A 15,274-nucleotide genomic window follows, 5' to 3' on the forward strand; every position below is an offset into this window, starting at 1 on the left:
ATTGAATTCGGGTAGTCGTTTATTGAATTCGGGTAGTCGTTTATTGAATTCGGGTAGTCGTTTATTGAATTCGGGTGGTCGTTTATTGAATTCGGGTAGTCGTTTATTGAATTCGGGTGGTCGTTCATTGAATTCGGGTAGTTGTTTATTGAATTCGGGTGGTCGTTCATTGAATTCGGGTAGTTGTTTATTGAATTCGGGTGGTCGTTCATTGAATTCAAGCAGTGGTTAGGGTGGAGTAAAACCCAGATTCTTGAACAACTTCAGACTTGTGTGTACACCGTAGGCTTGCGGAGAGGGGAACGTTTGCGTTAGCAAATGCGGGGTGGGGTTCTTTGTTTTTTATTTATGCAAGAAGTCTATTGTCGAGACGGCGACTCATCGCGTCTCTTGCTTGCGTTAACCTAACATTTGTCTTTTAACAAGAGCATGGCCAGATTGCACATCAAACCAGTGAATATCTTCAGGGGGCAATGCTAATGTAATATCCTCATGACTCCAATTTTGGTCTGTTGGCAACAAAGCACGTACCGTAATCGCTCCGGTTTGTGAACCCTCAACCTTGACACTGACCAAATAGTGCATACCCAAGTTTTCCACTAAAAACACTTTCCCTTGAATAGTCTGGGTATCACCTGGTTGAGCTATGCGGACATTTTCGGGGCGGATTCCCAAAACAATTTGCGGTGGTACAGTTGGTATATCTGGAAGAAGCACTTGGAAGTTACCCAAGAGCGCATATTGTCCCTTACAAGGCAGAGTTAGCAAATTCATTTGCGGACTACCAACAAATCCAGCCACAAATAGATTAGCTGGATGGTTATAGATGCGGTCAGGCGGGTCAAGTTGCTGGACATAGCCATCGTTGAGCAAGGCAACTTTCGTAGAAAGCGTCATCGCTTCGGTTTGGTCGTGGGTGACGTAAACAACTGGCACTTTTTGAGCGGCAAAAATTTGCTTGATATCGGCTCGGACTCTTTCCCGCAATAGTGCATCCAGGTTACTTAAAGGTTCATCCAGCAGGTAGACATCGGCATTACGCACCAAAGCGCGACCAACAGCAACCCGTTGCCGTTGACCTCCAGACATTTGACCAGGCTTACGGTTCATTAACTCTGCTAATCCTAAAACTTCTGCCACTTCTGCCACTCGCTGTTTAATTTCTGTCGGTGGTACTTTTTTCAGCTTCAGTCCAGAAGCGAGGTTTTCGTACACCGTCATGTGGGGATAGAGCGCATAACTTTGAAATACCATTGCAATATTGCGATCGGCTGCTCGTTTATAGGTGACATCTACATCCCCGATTTCGATCTGACCGCGAGTCGGTTCTTCAAGACCCGCAATCATGCGTAGGACGGTGGATTTGCCACAGCCAGAAGGGCCAAGTAAAGTGAGAAACTCATGGTTATCTACAGTTAAGCTAACGTCTTTGACAGGGACGACTTTAGGACTGTAGGTTTTATTCAAGTTTTTAAGTTCGAGTTTAGCCATTTTTCATTTGTCATTTGTCATTTGTCATTTGTCATTTTTCATTTGTCATTTGTCATTGGTCATTTGTCATTGGTCATTTGTCATTTGTCATTTGTCATTTGTCATTAGTTATTCTCCCCTGCTCCTCTGCTCCTCTGCTCCCCTGCTCCCCCTGCTCCTCTGCTCCCCCTGCTTCCCCTGCTCCCCCTGCTTCCCCTTATCCTTTGACAGCACCAGCGGTAAGACCTTGGACAATCCGGCGCTGGAAAAACAAAACTAGTAAAATTAAGGGTAATGTTCCGATGACAGTTGCAGCAGCGATCGGGCCATAGGGAATTTCATATATTGTCGCACCACCCAACTGAGCCGCAGCAACGGGAATTGTCTTCAACTCTTCACGAGTCATAAATGTGAGAGCAAAAATAAACTCGTTCCAAGCAAAAATAAAGGTAAGGATTCCAGTAGTTACTAAGGCGGGAAGGGTGATGGGCAGCACGATTTGCCACAGTAATTGAAAGGTGTTGTAGCCATCGACCCTAGCGGAATCTTCCAAGTCTTTTGGTAATTGTTCAAAAAAGCTTTTAAGTACTAAAATTGTTAGCGGCAAATTGATCGCAGTATAGGGTATAATTAGCGCCAAATAATTGTTACCCAATCTCAGCGCTTGGATAATTTCTAATAGTCCTAAGAACAAGAGAATTCCAGGAAATAAGGTAACAATTAAAATGCTGCCGAGGATAACTTTTTCACCCCAAGGGCGTAACCGTGCGAGAGCATAAGCCGCAGGTGCGCCGATCGCTAAAGCTACAGCGGTAGAAGTAATCGACACAAAGGCACTGTTGAAGATGTAGCGCCAAAATGGACGACGGGTGAATAACTCAATGTAGTGATTGAAAGTGAATCGTGTAGGGAAATAGACAGTAGGAACGGCGGCAATATCCTCATTCACTTTAAACGAGGTCAGCAATTGCCATAGAGCTGGCGCCAAGCTAAATAGCACTATTAATACAACTATGATGAACAGCAAGATTTTTTTCAGAGAAAACTTGGTTCCCCCTGTTCGTTTTGGAGTCGTAGGAACTGCTTGGGGAGTTACACTCATGGCTTAAATGGCTCCTGATGTTTTGGCACGATATTTGTTAAGTAAGAAACTAGCGATCGCCACCGCCGCAATTAATATTAAGAATGTCACTACTACCAGGGCTGCTCCATAACCAAAATCTAAGTAGCGCATCACCGTGGAGTAAATGTACAATGACACCACTTCCGTAGCGCCACCAGGGCCACCCCCGGTCATCACAGCAACCAAGTCAAAAATTCCGAAAGCTTGAGCAAATCGAAATAGCACTGAAATTAATATCTGCGGCAGCAGCAATGGCAGGGTAATATTACGGAAACTTTGCCAAGCAGTTGCCCCATCAACCGAGTAAGCTTCATAGAGGTCTTGTGATATCGACTGCAACCCAGCCAGCAACAGGATACTAATAAACGGCGTAGTTTTCCAAACATCAGCAAAAACCACTGCGATCGTCGCCAGCGTTGGCTCTCCTAACCAATTAATCCCAGTCTTAATCAGCCCCAAGCGCAGCAGAATATCGTTCACAACCCCAAACTGGTCGTTAAAAATCCAAGACCACGCTAGACCAATCAAAGCAGTAGGCAAAGCCCAGGGGATAATGGCAGTTGTACGCACTATGCCCCGACCAACAAACGCCTGATTGAGAACAAGGGCAATCCCCAGTCCTAGCAGTAATTCTGAGATGACCGATGCTGTTGTGAATACGGTTGTCGCCCACAAACTCTGCCAAAAACGACCATCACCCGCCATCCGCACATAATTCTCCAAACCAGAGAATACAGGTTGTAACTCTGTTCCCAAATTTCTAGTAAATACGCTTAACCAAAATGCTCGTAAAATCGGGTAGGCAAATACAAACAACAACAGCAGCAATGCTGGTGTTAATAAAATCCAGGCTGTCTGTTGTTCTCGATTTCTTAATGTATGTAAATTTGTCATTTGTCATTTGTCATTTGTCATTTGTCATTTGTCATTGGTCATTAGGAACTGGCTATGTAATTCTTCTCCCCCTGTTCCCCTGCCCCTCTGCCCCCTGCTCCCTGCTCCCTGCTCCTCTGCCCCCCTGCCTCTAGTAGTCGACGTGTTTCCGCAGTGGCAGCTTGCATTGCCCGTTCAGGATTCATTCGACCGGATAACGCGGCACTGAGATAACGCTGTAAAATATCTGATGTCTGAGCATATTGCGCGATCGGTGGACGTAAAACTGCATTGTCCACGACCTGCAATAACTGTGGATAGTGGGGGTATTTAGCAACAATCCCTGGATCTGTAAACAGTTCCCGGCGACTGGGCACATAACCTGCACTGAAAATGAATCGGCGCTGTGCTTCCCGACTGGTAAAATACTGAATTGCTTTCCAAGCTTCTTCAGGATGTTGAGAAGATTTCGCAATTCCTAAACCCCAGCCCCCAAGACTTGCCCCTCCTGTCTTTCCAGGAGCATGAACCATCGGTTTAATCGCAATTTTGCCCCTGATTGGCGAATTTTCTGCTTGGGCTAGAGGCCATGCGTATGGCCAACTACGTAAAAACGCTACTTGACCACTTTGAAACAAACGCCGGGTGTCTTCTTCTTGATAGGTTGTGACTCCAGGAGGAGAAACGCCTTTGCTGATAGTACTACGTAGAAACTCTATGGCTTGTAATGTTTCTGGTCGATCTAGTCCAACTTCGAGGGTGTCGGGTTTAACCCAGAAGCCACCAAAGCCATCGAGGATTTCTGCAAACATCGCCACAAGTCCTTCATATTGGCGACCCTGCCAAACATAGCCCCAATTCACCTGCTTTTTCTTCTGCAAAACTTGGGAAATTCGGATCAAATCATCAAAGGTTTCTGGCGGTTTCAATCCCGCTTGTTTGATTAAATCTTCTCGGTAGTAGAGCATTCCCACGTCGGAACGCACTGGAATGCGGTACAGCTGGTTTTGATAACGTCCGCCTTCTACATCCTGGGGTGAAAATGCTGCCAACTCCTCTTTAGAAATGCGATCGCCTAAAGGTAACAACCATCCAGCAGCAGCAAACTTGGATGTCCAGATCACATCCATATTGATCAGATCGTAAGGGGATTCACCTAAGATAAAAGATGAGGTATACAAGTCTTCGAGCAAATTTGTGGCATTCGGCCCTTCAACTAAGTTAATGCGAATACCAGGGTTCTCAGCTTCAAAGTCTTTAATCAAACCCTGCCTCCAAGGTTGGGCATCAGGAGCAGTCATTAACAGATTGAGGGTAACTGGTTGCTGCGAGAGTACTACCCAACTGAACAATATAATGCTCAAGAGAGTTGCCAGAAAAACCCCTATATGCAAATAACTTTGTTTTTGGATGAATTTTTGTATGTTAATTGGCTTTCGGTACAACATTATCAATGTAGCGATCGCTAGTAGTAATTCTTAGGAAATAAAAACATAAAACATTTCCAAAAAGATTATTTCGTATTATTTTTTTACGGTTTTTTATAAGTAAAATTAATTTATTGAACAGAAGTCAGAATTCTTCAATAGAGAAAACATCAAGTTTGACGCTTTGTCTTTTGACAGCGATCGCAACTTCACTTACAGTTCCGCACTAGAGGAGTTTTGAGTACTAAGTAAAGAAGAAAAGAAAAAATTTCTTATTACTTCTTCAAAATCTTTATTCGGACACTCAGGACTCATAACTCAGAACTCGGAACTTTTTTTATGGTAGATTTGTTGCTGATCGCAATCCTGGGGTTCCTGGGGAGTTTTGGACACTGCTTTGGGATGTGTGGCCCGCTAACAGTGGCATTTTCTCTGTCTCATCAGCCGAAAAGTCCAAAAACAGTCTCTTTGGGACGGACATTAACCTTAGAAAAGCCCGATACTTGGCAACAGCAATTAAAATTTCATATTTTGCTAAACCTGGGGCGGATGTTGAGCTATGCTCTAGTCGGTGCTGGCATTGGGGCGCTAGGTTCGGTATTGCTGCAAGGTGGACAGCTAGCGGGTGTTGGCAGCGACTTCCGGCGCTGGATGGCAATTCTGACTGGTGTGATGTTGATTTGGTTTGGCTTAGGACAAGTAAAACCCGATTTACTACCGCGCATTCCGATGTTACATCCCCTATTGCAAGGTAGTTTACACGATCGCCTCAGCAGCGGAATGGTTAAACTTTCCTTAAAAACCAAATGGTGGACGCCAATGCTTTTAGGGATGACTTGGGGTTTAATGCCCTGTGGTTTTCTATATGCTGCCCAAATTAAAGCCGCTGAAACTGGCAATTTATGGATGAGTACAGCTACTATGCTGGCTTTTGGCTTGGGAACCTTGCCGACGATGCTAGGTGTAGGCGTTTCCACATCTTTGGTAAGTAAAGACAGGCGCAGTCAGTTGTTTCGATTAGGCGGTTGGGTAACACTCACCATTGGCGTTATCACCTTGCTGCGGACTGGTGACACAATGGTAGATTACACCGGACACGCCGCCTTAATCTGCTTAATTTTGGCCTTAATTGCGCGTCCGATTAGTGGCTTGTGGGCTTCACCACTGCGTTATCGGCGCGGCTTGGGTGTGGGATCTTTTGTGCTTTCTGTGGTTCACACCTTCCACATGATAGAACATTCATTGCAATGGAATTTTGCCGCCTTTTCGTTTCTGCCGCCAGAATTTCAGTGGGGGATGGCTGCGGGTGCTGTAGCATTGGTATTAATGTCCCCCGCCGCTTTTACAAGTTGGGAATCGTTGCAAAAATCTTTGGGCAAGCGTTGGCGACAGATTCATCTATTAAGTGTGCCAGCCTTGCTCTTGAGTGCCATTCATACTGTGTTGATTGGTTCCCATTACCTGGGTTCCTTGCAATCAACTTGGGGAAATAAATTAGCGGCAGTACTGATGGTAATGATTACTCTCAGTGTTTTGCTAGTGCGCTCGCGCTTTTTTTGGTCAAAGTTAGCCGTAGAAAAGTTTTATGTTCCCCCAACCAAATCGCGGTAAATCATCTTTATTTTCTGGCTCCGTTTCAACGAGTCAAAAACAGAAGCGTTACCCCCTCAAAGGCATTTTCTGGAAGAATCAAGGAACGATAAAGTATTTATTATTCTTGAGTTGCTTAGTTATATCAATAACTAATCTTTACCCTGCTTTTGCTCATAAGGTAGAAGTAGCCTCAGATGTTGGCGGCACTCTCCACATTGAACCAAACGATAATCCCCGTGCTGGAGAACCGAGCCAAGCCTGGTTTGCACTTACCCGCAGAGGTGGAAAGGTGATTCCTCTGTCACAGTGTAATTGTCAGTTGGCTGTTTATGCCGAACCTTATGCAACCGGAGAGCCACCGTTATTAGAACCACAGTTAAAACCTGTGGCAGCCGAACGTTATCAAGGCATTCCAGGTGCAGAAGTTGTCTTTCCCAAACCAGGTATTTATGAGTTGCAACTAAATGGAAAACCTGTTTCTGGGGCAAGATTCAAACCCTTTGAATTCAAATTTGAAGTGACTGTGGCAGGAGGCGGGTCTACACAAAATACACAAAATTTGCGAAATGTCAATGGTGATTTAGTAGAAGGTCAATCTCAACAATTACCAACTTGGGCGATCGCACTGCCAATTCTCGGATTTATCGGCATCTTAGTTGTCGTACTGCGAAGCATGAGAGGGGGTAGCGAGTGAGTGTTCTCACATAAAATCTTGTCATTATAGCGTTTCCTAAATAAGACCTTAGTTCGATAAACCTCCCCCTGCCTTGAACTTTAGTTCAAGTCTGTCCCTCTCTGAGTCGGAGAGGGATGGTTTTGTGTAGTAAAACCTCTTAGAGGTTTCAATATTTACCAGAGTTAGGCGGTTACTACATGAGCCGTCGAACTTTTTTAATTTACTGTCAACTAGCTTGGCTAATACGCCGTTGTAACTCGATTTCAAATTCCTCATCAGTGCGAGTGATGACTTTTGGTCGTTGGTCTAACCTGTCCATTAAAATATGGAATGCTTCGGTGTCCTGTGGATGATATCTAACCCAATCTCTTAATTCATTATCTGACATGGCTTGATAATCAGGTTTAGTCATGGAAATCAAGCTCACCATTTGGATATATCTCTATTTGTATTGTGTCTCGAATTAAAACGTATATGCGCTTTGTTCTTTCGTCCAGTCGCACTACGTTGATAGGCTGAAACATATTACTTGCTCTCACACATCTACTGTAAAACGCTCTCAACTGTTCTGTTGTTGGTTCCATCTAGACTCCACTCTCAATAAAGCTATCAAGTAAGTCGCTAAGGCATTGAGCCGAGATGCACAACTTTCACGTCGCGCATCTCGGCTCAATGCCATCAAGTCGAATGATGTCGCTTCTGGTGCCACTGCCACGCGTCAGCGACGATATCTTTGATGGATGGATACTGAGGTTGCCAGCCTAAGACTGTTCTGGCTTTATCGCTGGTGCCAATGAGAACTGGGGGATCGCCAGGACGGCGATCGCGTTCTTCTACTGGTATCGAAGTTCCTGTCACCTCTTCGACTGCGGCAATGACTTCTCTGACGGAGAAACCGCTGCCATTGCTCAAATTAAAAACTTCGCTATCGCCACCTTTTAATAAATATTCCAATCCCAAAATATGGGCATCTGCTAAGTCGTTAACGTGAATATAATCACGAATACACGTACCATCGGGCGTGGGGTAATCAGTGCCGAAAATTGAAATGGATTCTCGTTTGCCTAAAGCTGTCATTAGCACCAAGGGAATTAAATGGGTTTCTGGGTTGTGATCCTCGCCTAGTAAGCCATCGGGATTAGCACCAGCAGCATTGAAGTAGCGAAAACGCACTGATTGCAAACCGTAAGCAACGTCAAAATCAGAGAGAATCCTTTCTACCATCAGCTTTGTAGCGCCATAGGGATTAATCGGATTTTGGGGATGGGTTTCTGGAATGGGCACGAATTCTGGTACACCATAGGTGGCACAGGTAGAAGAAAAGACAAATTTCTTTACAGATGCTGTCAGCATCGCTTCTAACAGGGTCAAAGTACCAAGGACGTTATTGCGGTAATATTTGGCCGGATCGCTCACTGATTCTCCTACGTAGGCATAAGCAGAAAAATGCATCACTGCGGCAATATCATGGGTTTTAAATACACGATCGAGCAAGGCGCGATCGCTTGTGTCCCCAATTATCAGTTCTACCTGTAAAATCTCTTCTACTAAATCGCGATGTCCATAGACCAGATTATCAAGTATGACAACGCTATAACCCGCTTTCTTCAAAGCAAGCACTGTATGAGAACCAATATATCCAGCTCCCCCCGTTACCAGAATAGTACGCTTTCCAGGCGACATAGTTTTTCCTTTTGAGTAGATTACTTAATTAATTTAGTTTACCGGTACTAGATTACTCTTCTGGAAAATTATAAATAATAGACGCAGTGTCAAAAAATTGCACTAAAATCACTACGACGGTAGTCATTGGGTGTGAGGTTTGAGAAATTTTAAGTCAAACAGTACGATTACAATTTGACAATAAAATAAATCCATTTCCCGAAACCTCTAGGTTGAACCTTACGGGTGACGTTTATAACGTCGCTATCAGTAAGAAGTCGCCAGTTGTTTTATGTATGGTTTCCTTGCATGGCAGTCTTTTCTGGGGGCAACCCCAATCGAAACGGACTGCCTCTCCTGACGGAGACGCTACGCGAACACCACCACACTGGCTCACTGCACCAGAAAATTTGAGAGTTAGTCTATGTTTCTATTGTTAAGCCGGGTACTGCTGTGGCTGCTGATTGGCACTATCGTTTATTCTCTGTTCCAGCGATTTTATCCCTCTGGAACTTTTGTCGGGCGATTAATCTTAGTCGTTATCTTGGTAATCGTAGCCCTATCATTTCTTAACCCCAGTGAACCTGCTGTGGCGTCGTTGTGGAGGATGTTATCTTTTCCACTCAAGCCTCTAGGAGCCTCTGTTTTACTGATGATTCTTGCCGCTCAGAAAATCAAAGGAGGTGGAATAGATAAACCAGGAGGCTACTTGATCGGTTGGGCACTGACTATTTTGCTGTTGGCAAGTACACCAGCAGTCGCCTATTTCCTTTATAGAGCACCTCTAGCAATGACGGGCGAAACGTCTGTCGCAAGTGCTACAACATCTGAGACACTGGTGGCATTAGGGCAACCCACCACAACGAACATCTCAGATGTAACGGGGGATAGCATTCTTTCTTATAATTTGAGAGTGCCTCCCTATTTATTACAAGGAAGTCCTCAAGATATTCGCACACGCGGTTTACGACTTGAAGACTTTGTACCAAATTCGGAAACATTGCAATTGACAACAAGAACTTGGGAAAGTTATCTCCTTGAAATTTACAGGTTCTTGCGTGTTCAGCGGTAATCAGGCAAGAGAACAATACTTGGTTCGTAGTAAGCGCTTGAGCCATTAATCAAAGGACTAAAGTCCTTACTACGAACTTATTTCTTCATTAAAGTTGCTGTGATGGACTACTAGTAATGAATGGCAATAACTATCCAGTTAAAAGAGGTAACAACAGCTGAATTTATCACAAGCGATATTCCCTCTTCATAGCTGCCTTCTTGGACTAGCAGTTAATCTAGATGATAAAGTTGCACAATTGCTTTAATGGCAAAATCTCAACGAATCGCTAAACTCAGTGCTTACCTACGACCCCATTGGCGGGAAGCCTCCTTGGGTATTCTCGCTTTGTTGTCTGTCAATGCACTGGGTGTTTATATCCCTTGGTTGATTCGTGCTGGTGTTGACAAACTCTCGACAACCTTCAGCTGGAACCAAATACTACATTACGTAGTAGTTATTGTCTTGCTCAGTTCGGCAATGTGGCTAATGCGGATGGCATCACGCATTTGGCTATTTGGGGTGGGACGGCAGGTGGAATTTGACCTGAAACAACGGATTTTTGAACACTTACTGAAACTGGAACCTGGTTATTTTGCCAGTAATACTGCTGGCGATTTGATTAGTCGGGCTACCAGTGATGTGGACAATATCAAGCGGTTATTGGGTTTTGCGGTCTTGAGTTTGGCAAATACGATGTTTGCCTACGCCCTGACACTGCCAGTAATGCTGACAATTAGTGTGGATCTCACCCTAGCCGCCCTGGCAGTATACCCTTTTATGCTCTTATTGGTGAGTCTGTTTAGCGATCGCTTACGCAAACAACAAGCAAAAGTCCAAGAGCAACTCTCTGACATCAGCGAACTCATCCAAGAGGATATCAGTGGCATTGCCTTAATTAAAATCTATGCTCAAGAAGCTAACGAGCGTCGAGCTTTTGCCAAGAAAAATCAGCAGCTATTGACTGCTAACCTGGAACTAGCAAAACTCCGCAATACACTGTTTCCGCTAATTGGTGGATTAGCTAATATCAGTTCGCTGGTGATCATCTGGCTAGGATCGGCACGGATGTCTGCTGGGACACTTCAGGTTGGGGATTTTTTAGCATTGTTAATTTATGTAGAGCGTCTAGTTTTCCCCACTGCCCTTTTAGGATTCACAATTACTGCCTACCAACGCGGTGAAGTTAGTATCGATAGGCTTGAAGCTATTCTCTCTGTCACACCAAAAATTAAAGATGCAGCCGATGCCATACATCTGCCAGTGGCTGAACTCAAAGGCGAACTGACAGCTAAAAATCTCACCTATAATTACCCTGGTTCCACGACTTCAGCTTTAGCAAATGTTAACTTTACCATTGCTCCTGGAGAAACTGTAGCGATTGTTGGGGCAATTGGTTCGGGTAAATCTACATTGGCCAATGCTTTACCCCGCTTGTTGGATATTGAATCAGGACAATTGTTTTTAGATGGGGTAGATATTACTAAGATCGCTTTGACTTCTTTACGAGGTGCGATCGCTTACGTTCCTCAAGATAGCTTTCTATTTAGCACTACAATCAAAAATAATATTCGCTACGGCGATCCAGTTAGCGAACAACAGCAGGTAGAATCTGTCGCTAAACTTGCCCAAATTGAATCAGAAATCCAGAATTTTCCCCAGCAATATGAAACTATTGTTGGCGAACGCGGTATTAATCTTTCTGGCGGTCAACGCCAACGTACTGCTTTAGCTCGTGCAATGTTGGTCAATGCTCCAGTGTTAATTTTGGATGATGCTCTCTCTAGTGTAGATAATCAAACAGCTACGAAAATCCTCAAAAATCTCTCCAGTGGTACTGAACGTAAAACAGTAATTTTTATTACGCACCAATTATCAGCGGCGGCGGCAGCTGACCGAATTTTTGTCATGGAAAAGGGAAAAATTGTTCAGGTCGGAAATCACTTAGAACTTTTACAACAACAGGGCTTATATAGAACTTTGTGGAGCCAGCATCAAGTTGAGGAATTACTGCGGTGAAGCAGGGGGCAGAAGGCAGGGGAGCAGAAGGCAGGGGGCAGGGGGCAGGGGGAAAGAATTATGATTGAGTTAGGGACTAGAGATTGGGAAGATTTGAATGGGGATTAGGGATTGGGTAATCAGCTCAAAAATGATGTTCGGGGCTATTACCCACAGCAAATTTTGAAATATTTTCCCAGTCCCCAGTCCCCAGTCCCCAGTCCCCAGTCCCTTTTACGCTTGGCTGAAATTGGGTAATCCTGGGCGCGACCCGTTGAAGAAAAATTCAGAAATTCCGACTTTACTGAAGGATTGTAAATTAGGTCTAGCAAAATAATTGCATTTGTCATAGCTTTATAGTTATAGAACTATTGACTCGCTCGCCTCATCACTCATGGTTAACACCCTACCCAAGCCAGAAACTAAAACCCCCAGCAAAGAAACTGTACTTACCCCCCGGTTTTACACTACAGATTTTGAAACCGCAGCCAAGCTGGATTTGTCTGCCCAGGAAACGGAATTGCAGGCGATGTTGACAGAAATGCGGACAGACTACAATCGGCACCATTTTGTCCGAGATGAAGCGTTTGAGCAGTCTTGGGAACACATTGACGGTGAAGCAAGGCAGGCGTTTATAGAGTATTTGGAACGTTCTTGCATTTCTGAGTTTTCCGGCTTCTTGCTATTTAAGGAATTATCCCGCAAGCTAAAAAATCGTAGTCCAGTGCTAGCGGAAATCTTTCAAATGATGGCGCGTGATGAAGCCCGCCACGCCGGATTTCTCAACAAAGCAATGGCTGATTTTAAACTCTCCCTTGATTTGGGCGCTGTTACTAAAACCCGCACTTATACATTTTTCCCGATTGAATGGGTACTTTACACCGTTTACCTCTCAGAAAAAATCGGTTACTGGCGTTACATTATTATTTTCAGGCATCTAGAAAAGCACCCAGAAAACCAGTTTTACCCGATATTCCGCTACTTTGAGAGCTGGTGTCAAGACGAAAACCGCCACGGAGATATATTCAAGGCATTATTGCGTTCTCAACCGCAACTTTGGAACACCTGGAAATCTAGGCTGTGGAGTCGCTTTTTCTTGCTGTCAGTATTTGCTACCCACACCCTGACAGTTCATGAACGTTCTGGGTTCTACAAATCATTGGGACTTGATGCCACAGAATTTGATATCCAAGTTGTCCGCAACACCAATGAAACCGCAGGACGGGCTTTTCCTGTAATGTTGAATACCGAACATCCCCAGTTTTTCCCACGTCTGCAACGCTGTGCAGGTTACAACTTGAAAATTGCAGAGATTGAAGGCAGTTATAATCCGAAATTGATGAAGCTAATTCGCAAACTACCTTTGATTGCAGCAATTGTTTGGAATCTGCTGTTAATTTACCTCATCAAACCAATTGATACTGAAGCGCTGCGGGGCACGGTTCGTTAGCTATTAGACCTCTTGCAAAAGTAATTTTTGCAAGAGGCGGGAAAAGGGGAAAGGTTAAAGGGACTCATGTTTTTATTGTTCCTTTCCCCTTTCCCTCTTACCCTTTTACCGACAAATGCCAAGAAGTCTATTGATTAGACATCTGGTTGTGAAATTAATTATGTGTTCTGAATAACGCATAATTAATTTCACTATCGGACTAGTATCTGATTTATGAAAAAATACGTAGGGTGTGTAGCTGCGAGAGTACGGCACCATCATCAAGGGTTTGGTGCGTTACGAACTGCGTTCTAACACACCCTACAATACCTAATTTTGTTCAAAAATCAAATATGATTCCTATAGATGTCAATTTTTGAATATTTGGGTAGCTGAATAATGACAAAACTAGACTAAAGTCTATACATAAGAATGTCAATAAAATAGTTATATTTTTGTATAGAAGATACTGGAATGCAATAGATAAGAGGTTACTAATTAATCTAGAAAATGTAGGAATTGAGAGATGAGCGACATTAAAAGACAAGCCGCTTTGCCTTTATCCACATGGAAGCGGCCCCACATAGGGACATCAAATTTTACGAATCCATCGCTTGTCTCATCCAATATTCCCACATTGGCCAATCCAACACGCGGTTTTGGTTTACCAACAAATAATAATACTGCGCTCAATGGCGACGTTCAAGAAACTACGTCTGCTAATGAGCAATTATTAGAACCAGAAGCTATTAAAGAAAAACCTCTTGTTCACGACATTAGTCGGATATCTTTGCGTCGTTCACAGCCGCAACTTATAGGTAGCCAGCCAAAAGACCAGTATGAGCAGTCAGCTGACCAGATTATGCTTCTACCTAGACTTAAGTCAAATATAAATATCGGTGCAATAGATTCACATATAGTACAACGAGAATGTGCAGATTGTGAGCAAGAAGAACAAGAAGTAGAAACCGAGTTGTCACTACAACGCGTTAGCGATCGCAGTGTTCAGACTCAAGATAATATTGAGAGTCAGTTAAATAATAGTAAGGGTGGAGGAAGCCCGTTATCTCCCGAAGTGCGAAACTTTATGGAACCACGCTTTGGTAGTAAATTCGACGATGTGCGAGTACATACTGACTTCAATGCTACGCAGATGAGTAAGTCGTTGGGAGCGCAGGCCTTTACTCATGGTAGTGATGTTTACTTTAGCGCCGAGAAATCACCTGGTAATAACGAGTTGACAGCCCATGAGTTAACCCATGTGGTACAGCAGACAGGCAAAGTGCAGAAACAAAGCGATGCATCTACAGCACCAGCCCCTGTTGAACAGACTAGTGGTATGCCGCCCAAAAAAGGGACAACTAAAATTGACAAAAAGAATGCCACAATTACTGCTTCGGGAAAAAATATTACCGAAGCAATTACAAACTTAACATCACAAGGAAAGGGCGAAGCGGGCAGTGTTACTTGTGCCCCCGCAAAAGATGTCAAAACTTATCAAGCAGAAGATAAATCCGATGAAATTGTTTATGAGGCAGATGTCTTAGTAACAGAAACTAAGGCAATGCCCGTCTGGACGGAACTCGATCAACAGTGCGAACCTGTTAAAAAAGAATGGGCAAGGTTTTATAGCGCTCTTGATACACACGAGAATGGGCACATTAGTATTGACGAGAAGGCTTTTAAAGATTTACACAAAAAGCTTCTTGGCAAAACAACCTCAGCATCTGACAAGATTTTTAACGATACTTACGCCCAAGCAAATACTGATAATAATGCTTACGACACCACAACGAAACACGGACTCACTCAAGGTACAGGAGTAACTCCGGTACAGTGCGGCCCAGAAAAAGTTTCTCAAAGTGGAGATGAATCGGATGCAAAGGTAGAGGTTCAAACTCAACAATAGAGGCGAAAACACCATAACGTAAACTTGCTAATCATTTTCGCATTTACACTGTTTGGAGTCAAA

Annotated in this window: 13 protein-coding genes; 6 read left to right on the forward strand and 7 right to left on the reverse strand. The window is 43.9% G+C overall.

What is annotated here, in order from left to right:
* Positions 1-399 precede the first annotated feature (399 nt).
* The 4 genes from RMZ42_RS13355 to RMZ42_RS13370 form a co-directional block, all read right to left on the reverse strand.
* On the reverse strand, positions 400-1,491 hold the full coding sequence (locus tag RMZ42_RS13355; protein WP_322671851.1) for an ABC transporter ATP-binding protein: 1,092 nt from the start codon (positions 1,489-1,491) through the stop codon (positions 400-402).
* Positions 1,492-1,687: 196 nt separating this feature from the next.
* Positions 1,688-2,572 carry a carbohydrate ABC transporter permease gene (locus tag RMZ42_RS13360; RefSeq protein WP_322671852.1) on the reverse strand — a complete coding sequence of 295 codons (885 nt, stop codon included), beginning with the start codon at positions 2,570-2,572 and terminating at the stop codon, positions 1,688-1,690.
* A 3-nt stretch (positions 2,573-2,575) separates the two neighbouring features.
* The gene (locus tag RMZ42_RS13365) at positions 2,576-3,487 is read right to left on the reverse strand and encodes a sugar ABC transporter permease (RefSeq protein ID WP_322671853.1); all 912 of its coding nucleotides are present in this window, start codon (positions 3,485-3,487) and stop codon (positions 2,576-2,578) included.
* A 41-nt stretch (positions 3,488-3,528) separates the two neighbouring features.
* Positions 3,529-4,914 carry an ABC transporter substrate-binding protein gene (locus RMZ42_RS13370; protein WP_322671854.1) on the reverse strand — a complete coding sequence of 462 codons (1,386 nt, stop codon included), beginning with the start codon at positions 4,912-4,914 and terminating at the stop codon, positions 3,529-3,531.
* Between the two features lie 318 nt (positions 4,915-5,232).
* Here RMZ42_RS13370 and RMZ42_RS13375 point away from each other — a divergent pair, with 318 nt between their 5' ends.
* Positions 5,233-6,504 (forward strand): sulfite exporter TauE/SafE family protein, encoded by a 1,272-nt coding sequence (locus tag RMZ42_RS13375; RefSeq protein WP_322671855.1) that lies wholly within the window; start codon positions 5,233-5,235, stop codon positions 6,502-6,504.
* Complete coding sequence (locus RMZ42_RS13380; RefSeq protein ID WP_322671856.1) at positions 6,479-7,180, forward strand: hypothetical protein; 702 nt, start codon at positions 6,479-6,481, stop codon at positions 7,178-7,180. The genes RMZ42_RS13375 and RMZ42_RS13380 overlap by 26 nt, the downstream gene beginning before the upstream one ends.
* Before the next feature lie 208 nt (positions 7,181-7,388).
* Here the strand turns inward: RMZ42_RS13380 and RMZ42_RS13385 are convergent, their stop codons facing one another.
* The 3 genes from RMZ42_RS13385 to galE all read right to left on the reverse strand — a co-directional run bounded on the left by RMZ42_RS13385 (position 7,389) and on the right by galE (position 8,845).
* A complete protein-coding gene (locus tag RMZ42_RS13385; protein ID WP_289796166.1) occupies positions 7,389-7,574 on the reverse strand; it encodes a DUF6887 family protein in 186 nt (61 codons plus the stop codon).
* Positions 7,567-7,746, reverse strand: coding sequence for a DUF6888 family protein (locus RMZ42_RS34700; RefSeq protein ID WP_416211730.1), 180 nt, complete (start codon positions 7,744-7,746; stop codon positions 7,567-7,569). The genes RMZ42_RS13385 and RMZ42_RS34700 overlap by 8 nt, the downstream gene beginning before the upstream one ends.
* A gap of 94 nt (positions 7,747-7,840) precedes the next feature.
* Positions 7,841-8,845 (reverse strand): UDP-glucose 4-epimerase GalE, encoded by a 1,005-nt coding sequence (gene galE, locus RMZ42_RS13390; protein WP_322671857.1) that lies wholly within the window; start codon positions 8,843-8,845, stop codon positions 7,841-7,843.
* Between the two features lie 403 nt (positions 8,846-9,248).
* Here galE and RMZ42_RS13395 point away from each other — a divergent pair, with 403 nt between their 5' ends.
* The 4 genes from RMZ42_RS13395 to RMZ42_RS13410 all read left to right on the forward strand — a co-directional run bounded on the left by RMZ42_RS13395 (position 9,249) and on the right by RMZ42_RS13410 (position 15,211).
* On the forward strand, positions 9,249-9,896 hold the full coding sequence (locus RMZ42_RS13395; RefSeq protein WP_322671858.1) for a hypothetical protein: 648 nt from the start codon (positions 9,249-9,251) through the stop codon (positions 9,894-9,896).
* Between the two features lie 246 nt (positions 9,897-10,142).
* Positions 10,143-11,894 carry an ABC transporter ATP-binding protein gene (locus tag RMZ42_RS13400; RefSeq protein ID WP_322671859.1) on the forward strand — a complete coding sequence of 584 codons (1,752 nt, stop codon included), beginning with the start codon at positions 10,143-10,145 and terminating at the stop codon, positions 11,892-11,894.
* A 373-nt stretch (positions 11,895-12,267) separates the two neighbouring features.
* Entirely contained in the window at positions 12,268-13,323 is a 1,056-nt protein-coding gene (gene acsF / locus RMZ42_RS13405; protein ID WP_322671860.1) for a magnesium-protoporphyrin IX monomethyl ester (oxidative) cyclase, read from the forward strand.
* A 505-nt stretch (positions 13,324-13,828) separates the two neighbouring features.
* Complete coding sequence (locus RMZ42_RS13410) at positions 13,829-15,211, forward strand: eCIS core domain-containing protein (RefSeq protein WP_322671861.1); 1,383 nt, start codon at positions 13,829-13,831, stop codon at positions 15,209-15,211.
* Positions 15,212-15,274 lie beyond the last annotated feature (63 nt).

Source organism: Nostoc sp. DedQUE05, from assembly GCF_034530955.1.
Classification (GTDB): domain Bacteria; phylum Cyanobacteriota; class Cyanobacteriia; order Cyanobacteriales; family Nostocaceae; genus Nostoc.

Bases quoted from the DNA above. Each gene is read 5' to 3' on its own strand.
- RMZ42_RS13355 (WP_322671851.1), bottom strand. From the start codon at position 1,491: ATGGCTAAACTCGAACTTAAAAACTTGAATAAAACCTACAGTCCTAAA.
- RMZ42_RS13360 (WP_322671852.1), bottom strand. From the start codon at position 2,572: ATGAGTGTAACTCCCCAAGCAGTTCCTACGACTCCAAAACGAACAGGG.
- RMZ42_RS13365 (WP_322671853.1), bottom strand. From the start codon at position 3,487: ATGACAAATTTACATACATTAAGAAATCGAGAACAACAGACAGCCTGG.
- RMZ42_RS13370 (WP_322671854.1), bottom strand. From the start codon at position 4,914: ATGTTGTACCGAAAGCCAATTAACATACAAAAATTCATCCAAAAACAA.
- RMZ42_RS13375 (WP_322671855.1), top strand. From the start codon at position 5,233: ATGGTAGATTTGTTGCTGATCGCAATCCTGGGGTTCCTGGGGAGTTTT.
- RMZ42_RS13380 (WP_322671856.1), top strand. From the start codon at position 6,479: ATGTTCCCCCAACCAAATCGCGGTAAATCATCTTTATTTTCTGGCTCC.
- RMZ42_RS13385 (WP_289796166.1), bottom strand. From the start codon at position 7,574: ATGACTAAACCTGATTATCAAGCCATGTCAGATAATGAATTAAGAGAT.
- RMZ42_RS34700 (WP_416211730.1), bottom strand. From the start codon at position 7,746: ATGGAACCAACAACAGAACAGTTGAGAGCGTTTTACAGTAGATGTGTG.
- galE (WP_322671857.1), bottom strand. From the start codon at position 8,845: ATGTCGCCTGGAAAGCGTACTATTCTGGTAACGGGGGGAGCTGGATAT.
- RMZ42_RS13395 (WP_322671858.1), top strand. From the start codon at position 9,249: ATGTTTCTATTGTTAAGCCGGGTACTGCTGTGGCTGCTGATTGGCACT.
- RMZ42_RS13400 (WP_322671859.1), top strand. From the start codon at position 10,143: ATGGCAAAATCTCAACGAATCGCTAAACTCAGTGCTTACCTACGACCC.
- acsF (WP_322671860.1), top strand. From the start codon at position 12,268: ATGGTTAACACCCTACCCAAGCCAGAAACTAAAACCCCCAGCAAAGAA.
- RMZ42_RS13410 (WP_322671861.1), top strand. From the start codon at position 13,829: ATGAGCGACATTAAAAGACAAGCCGCTTTGCCTTTATCCACATGGAAG.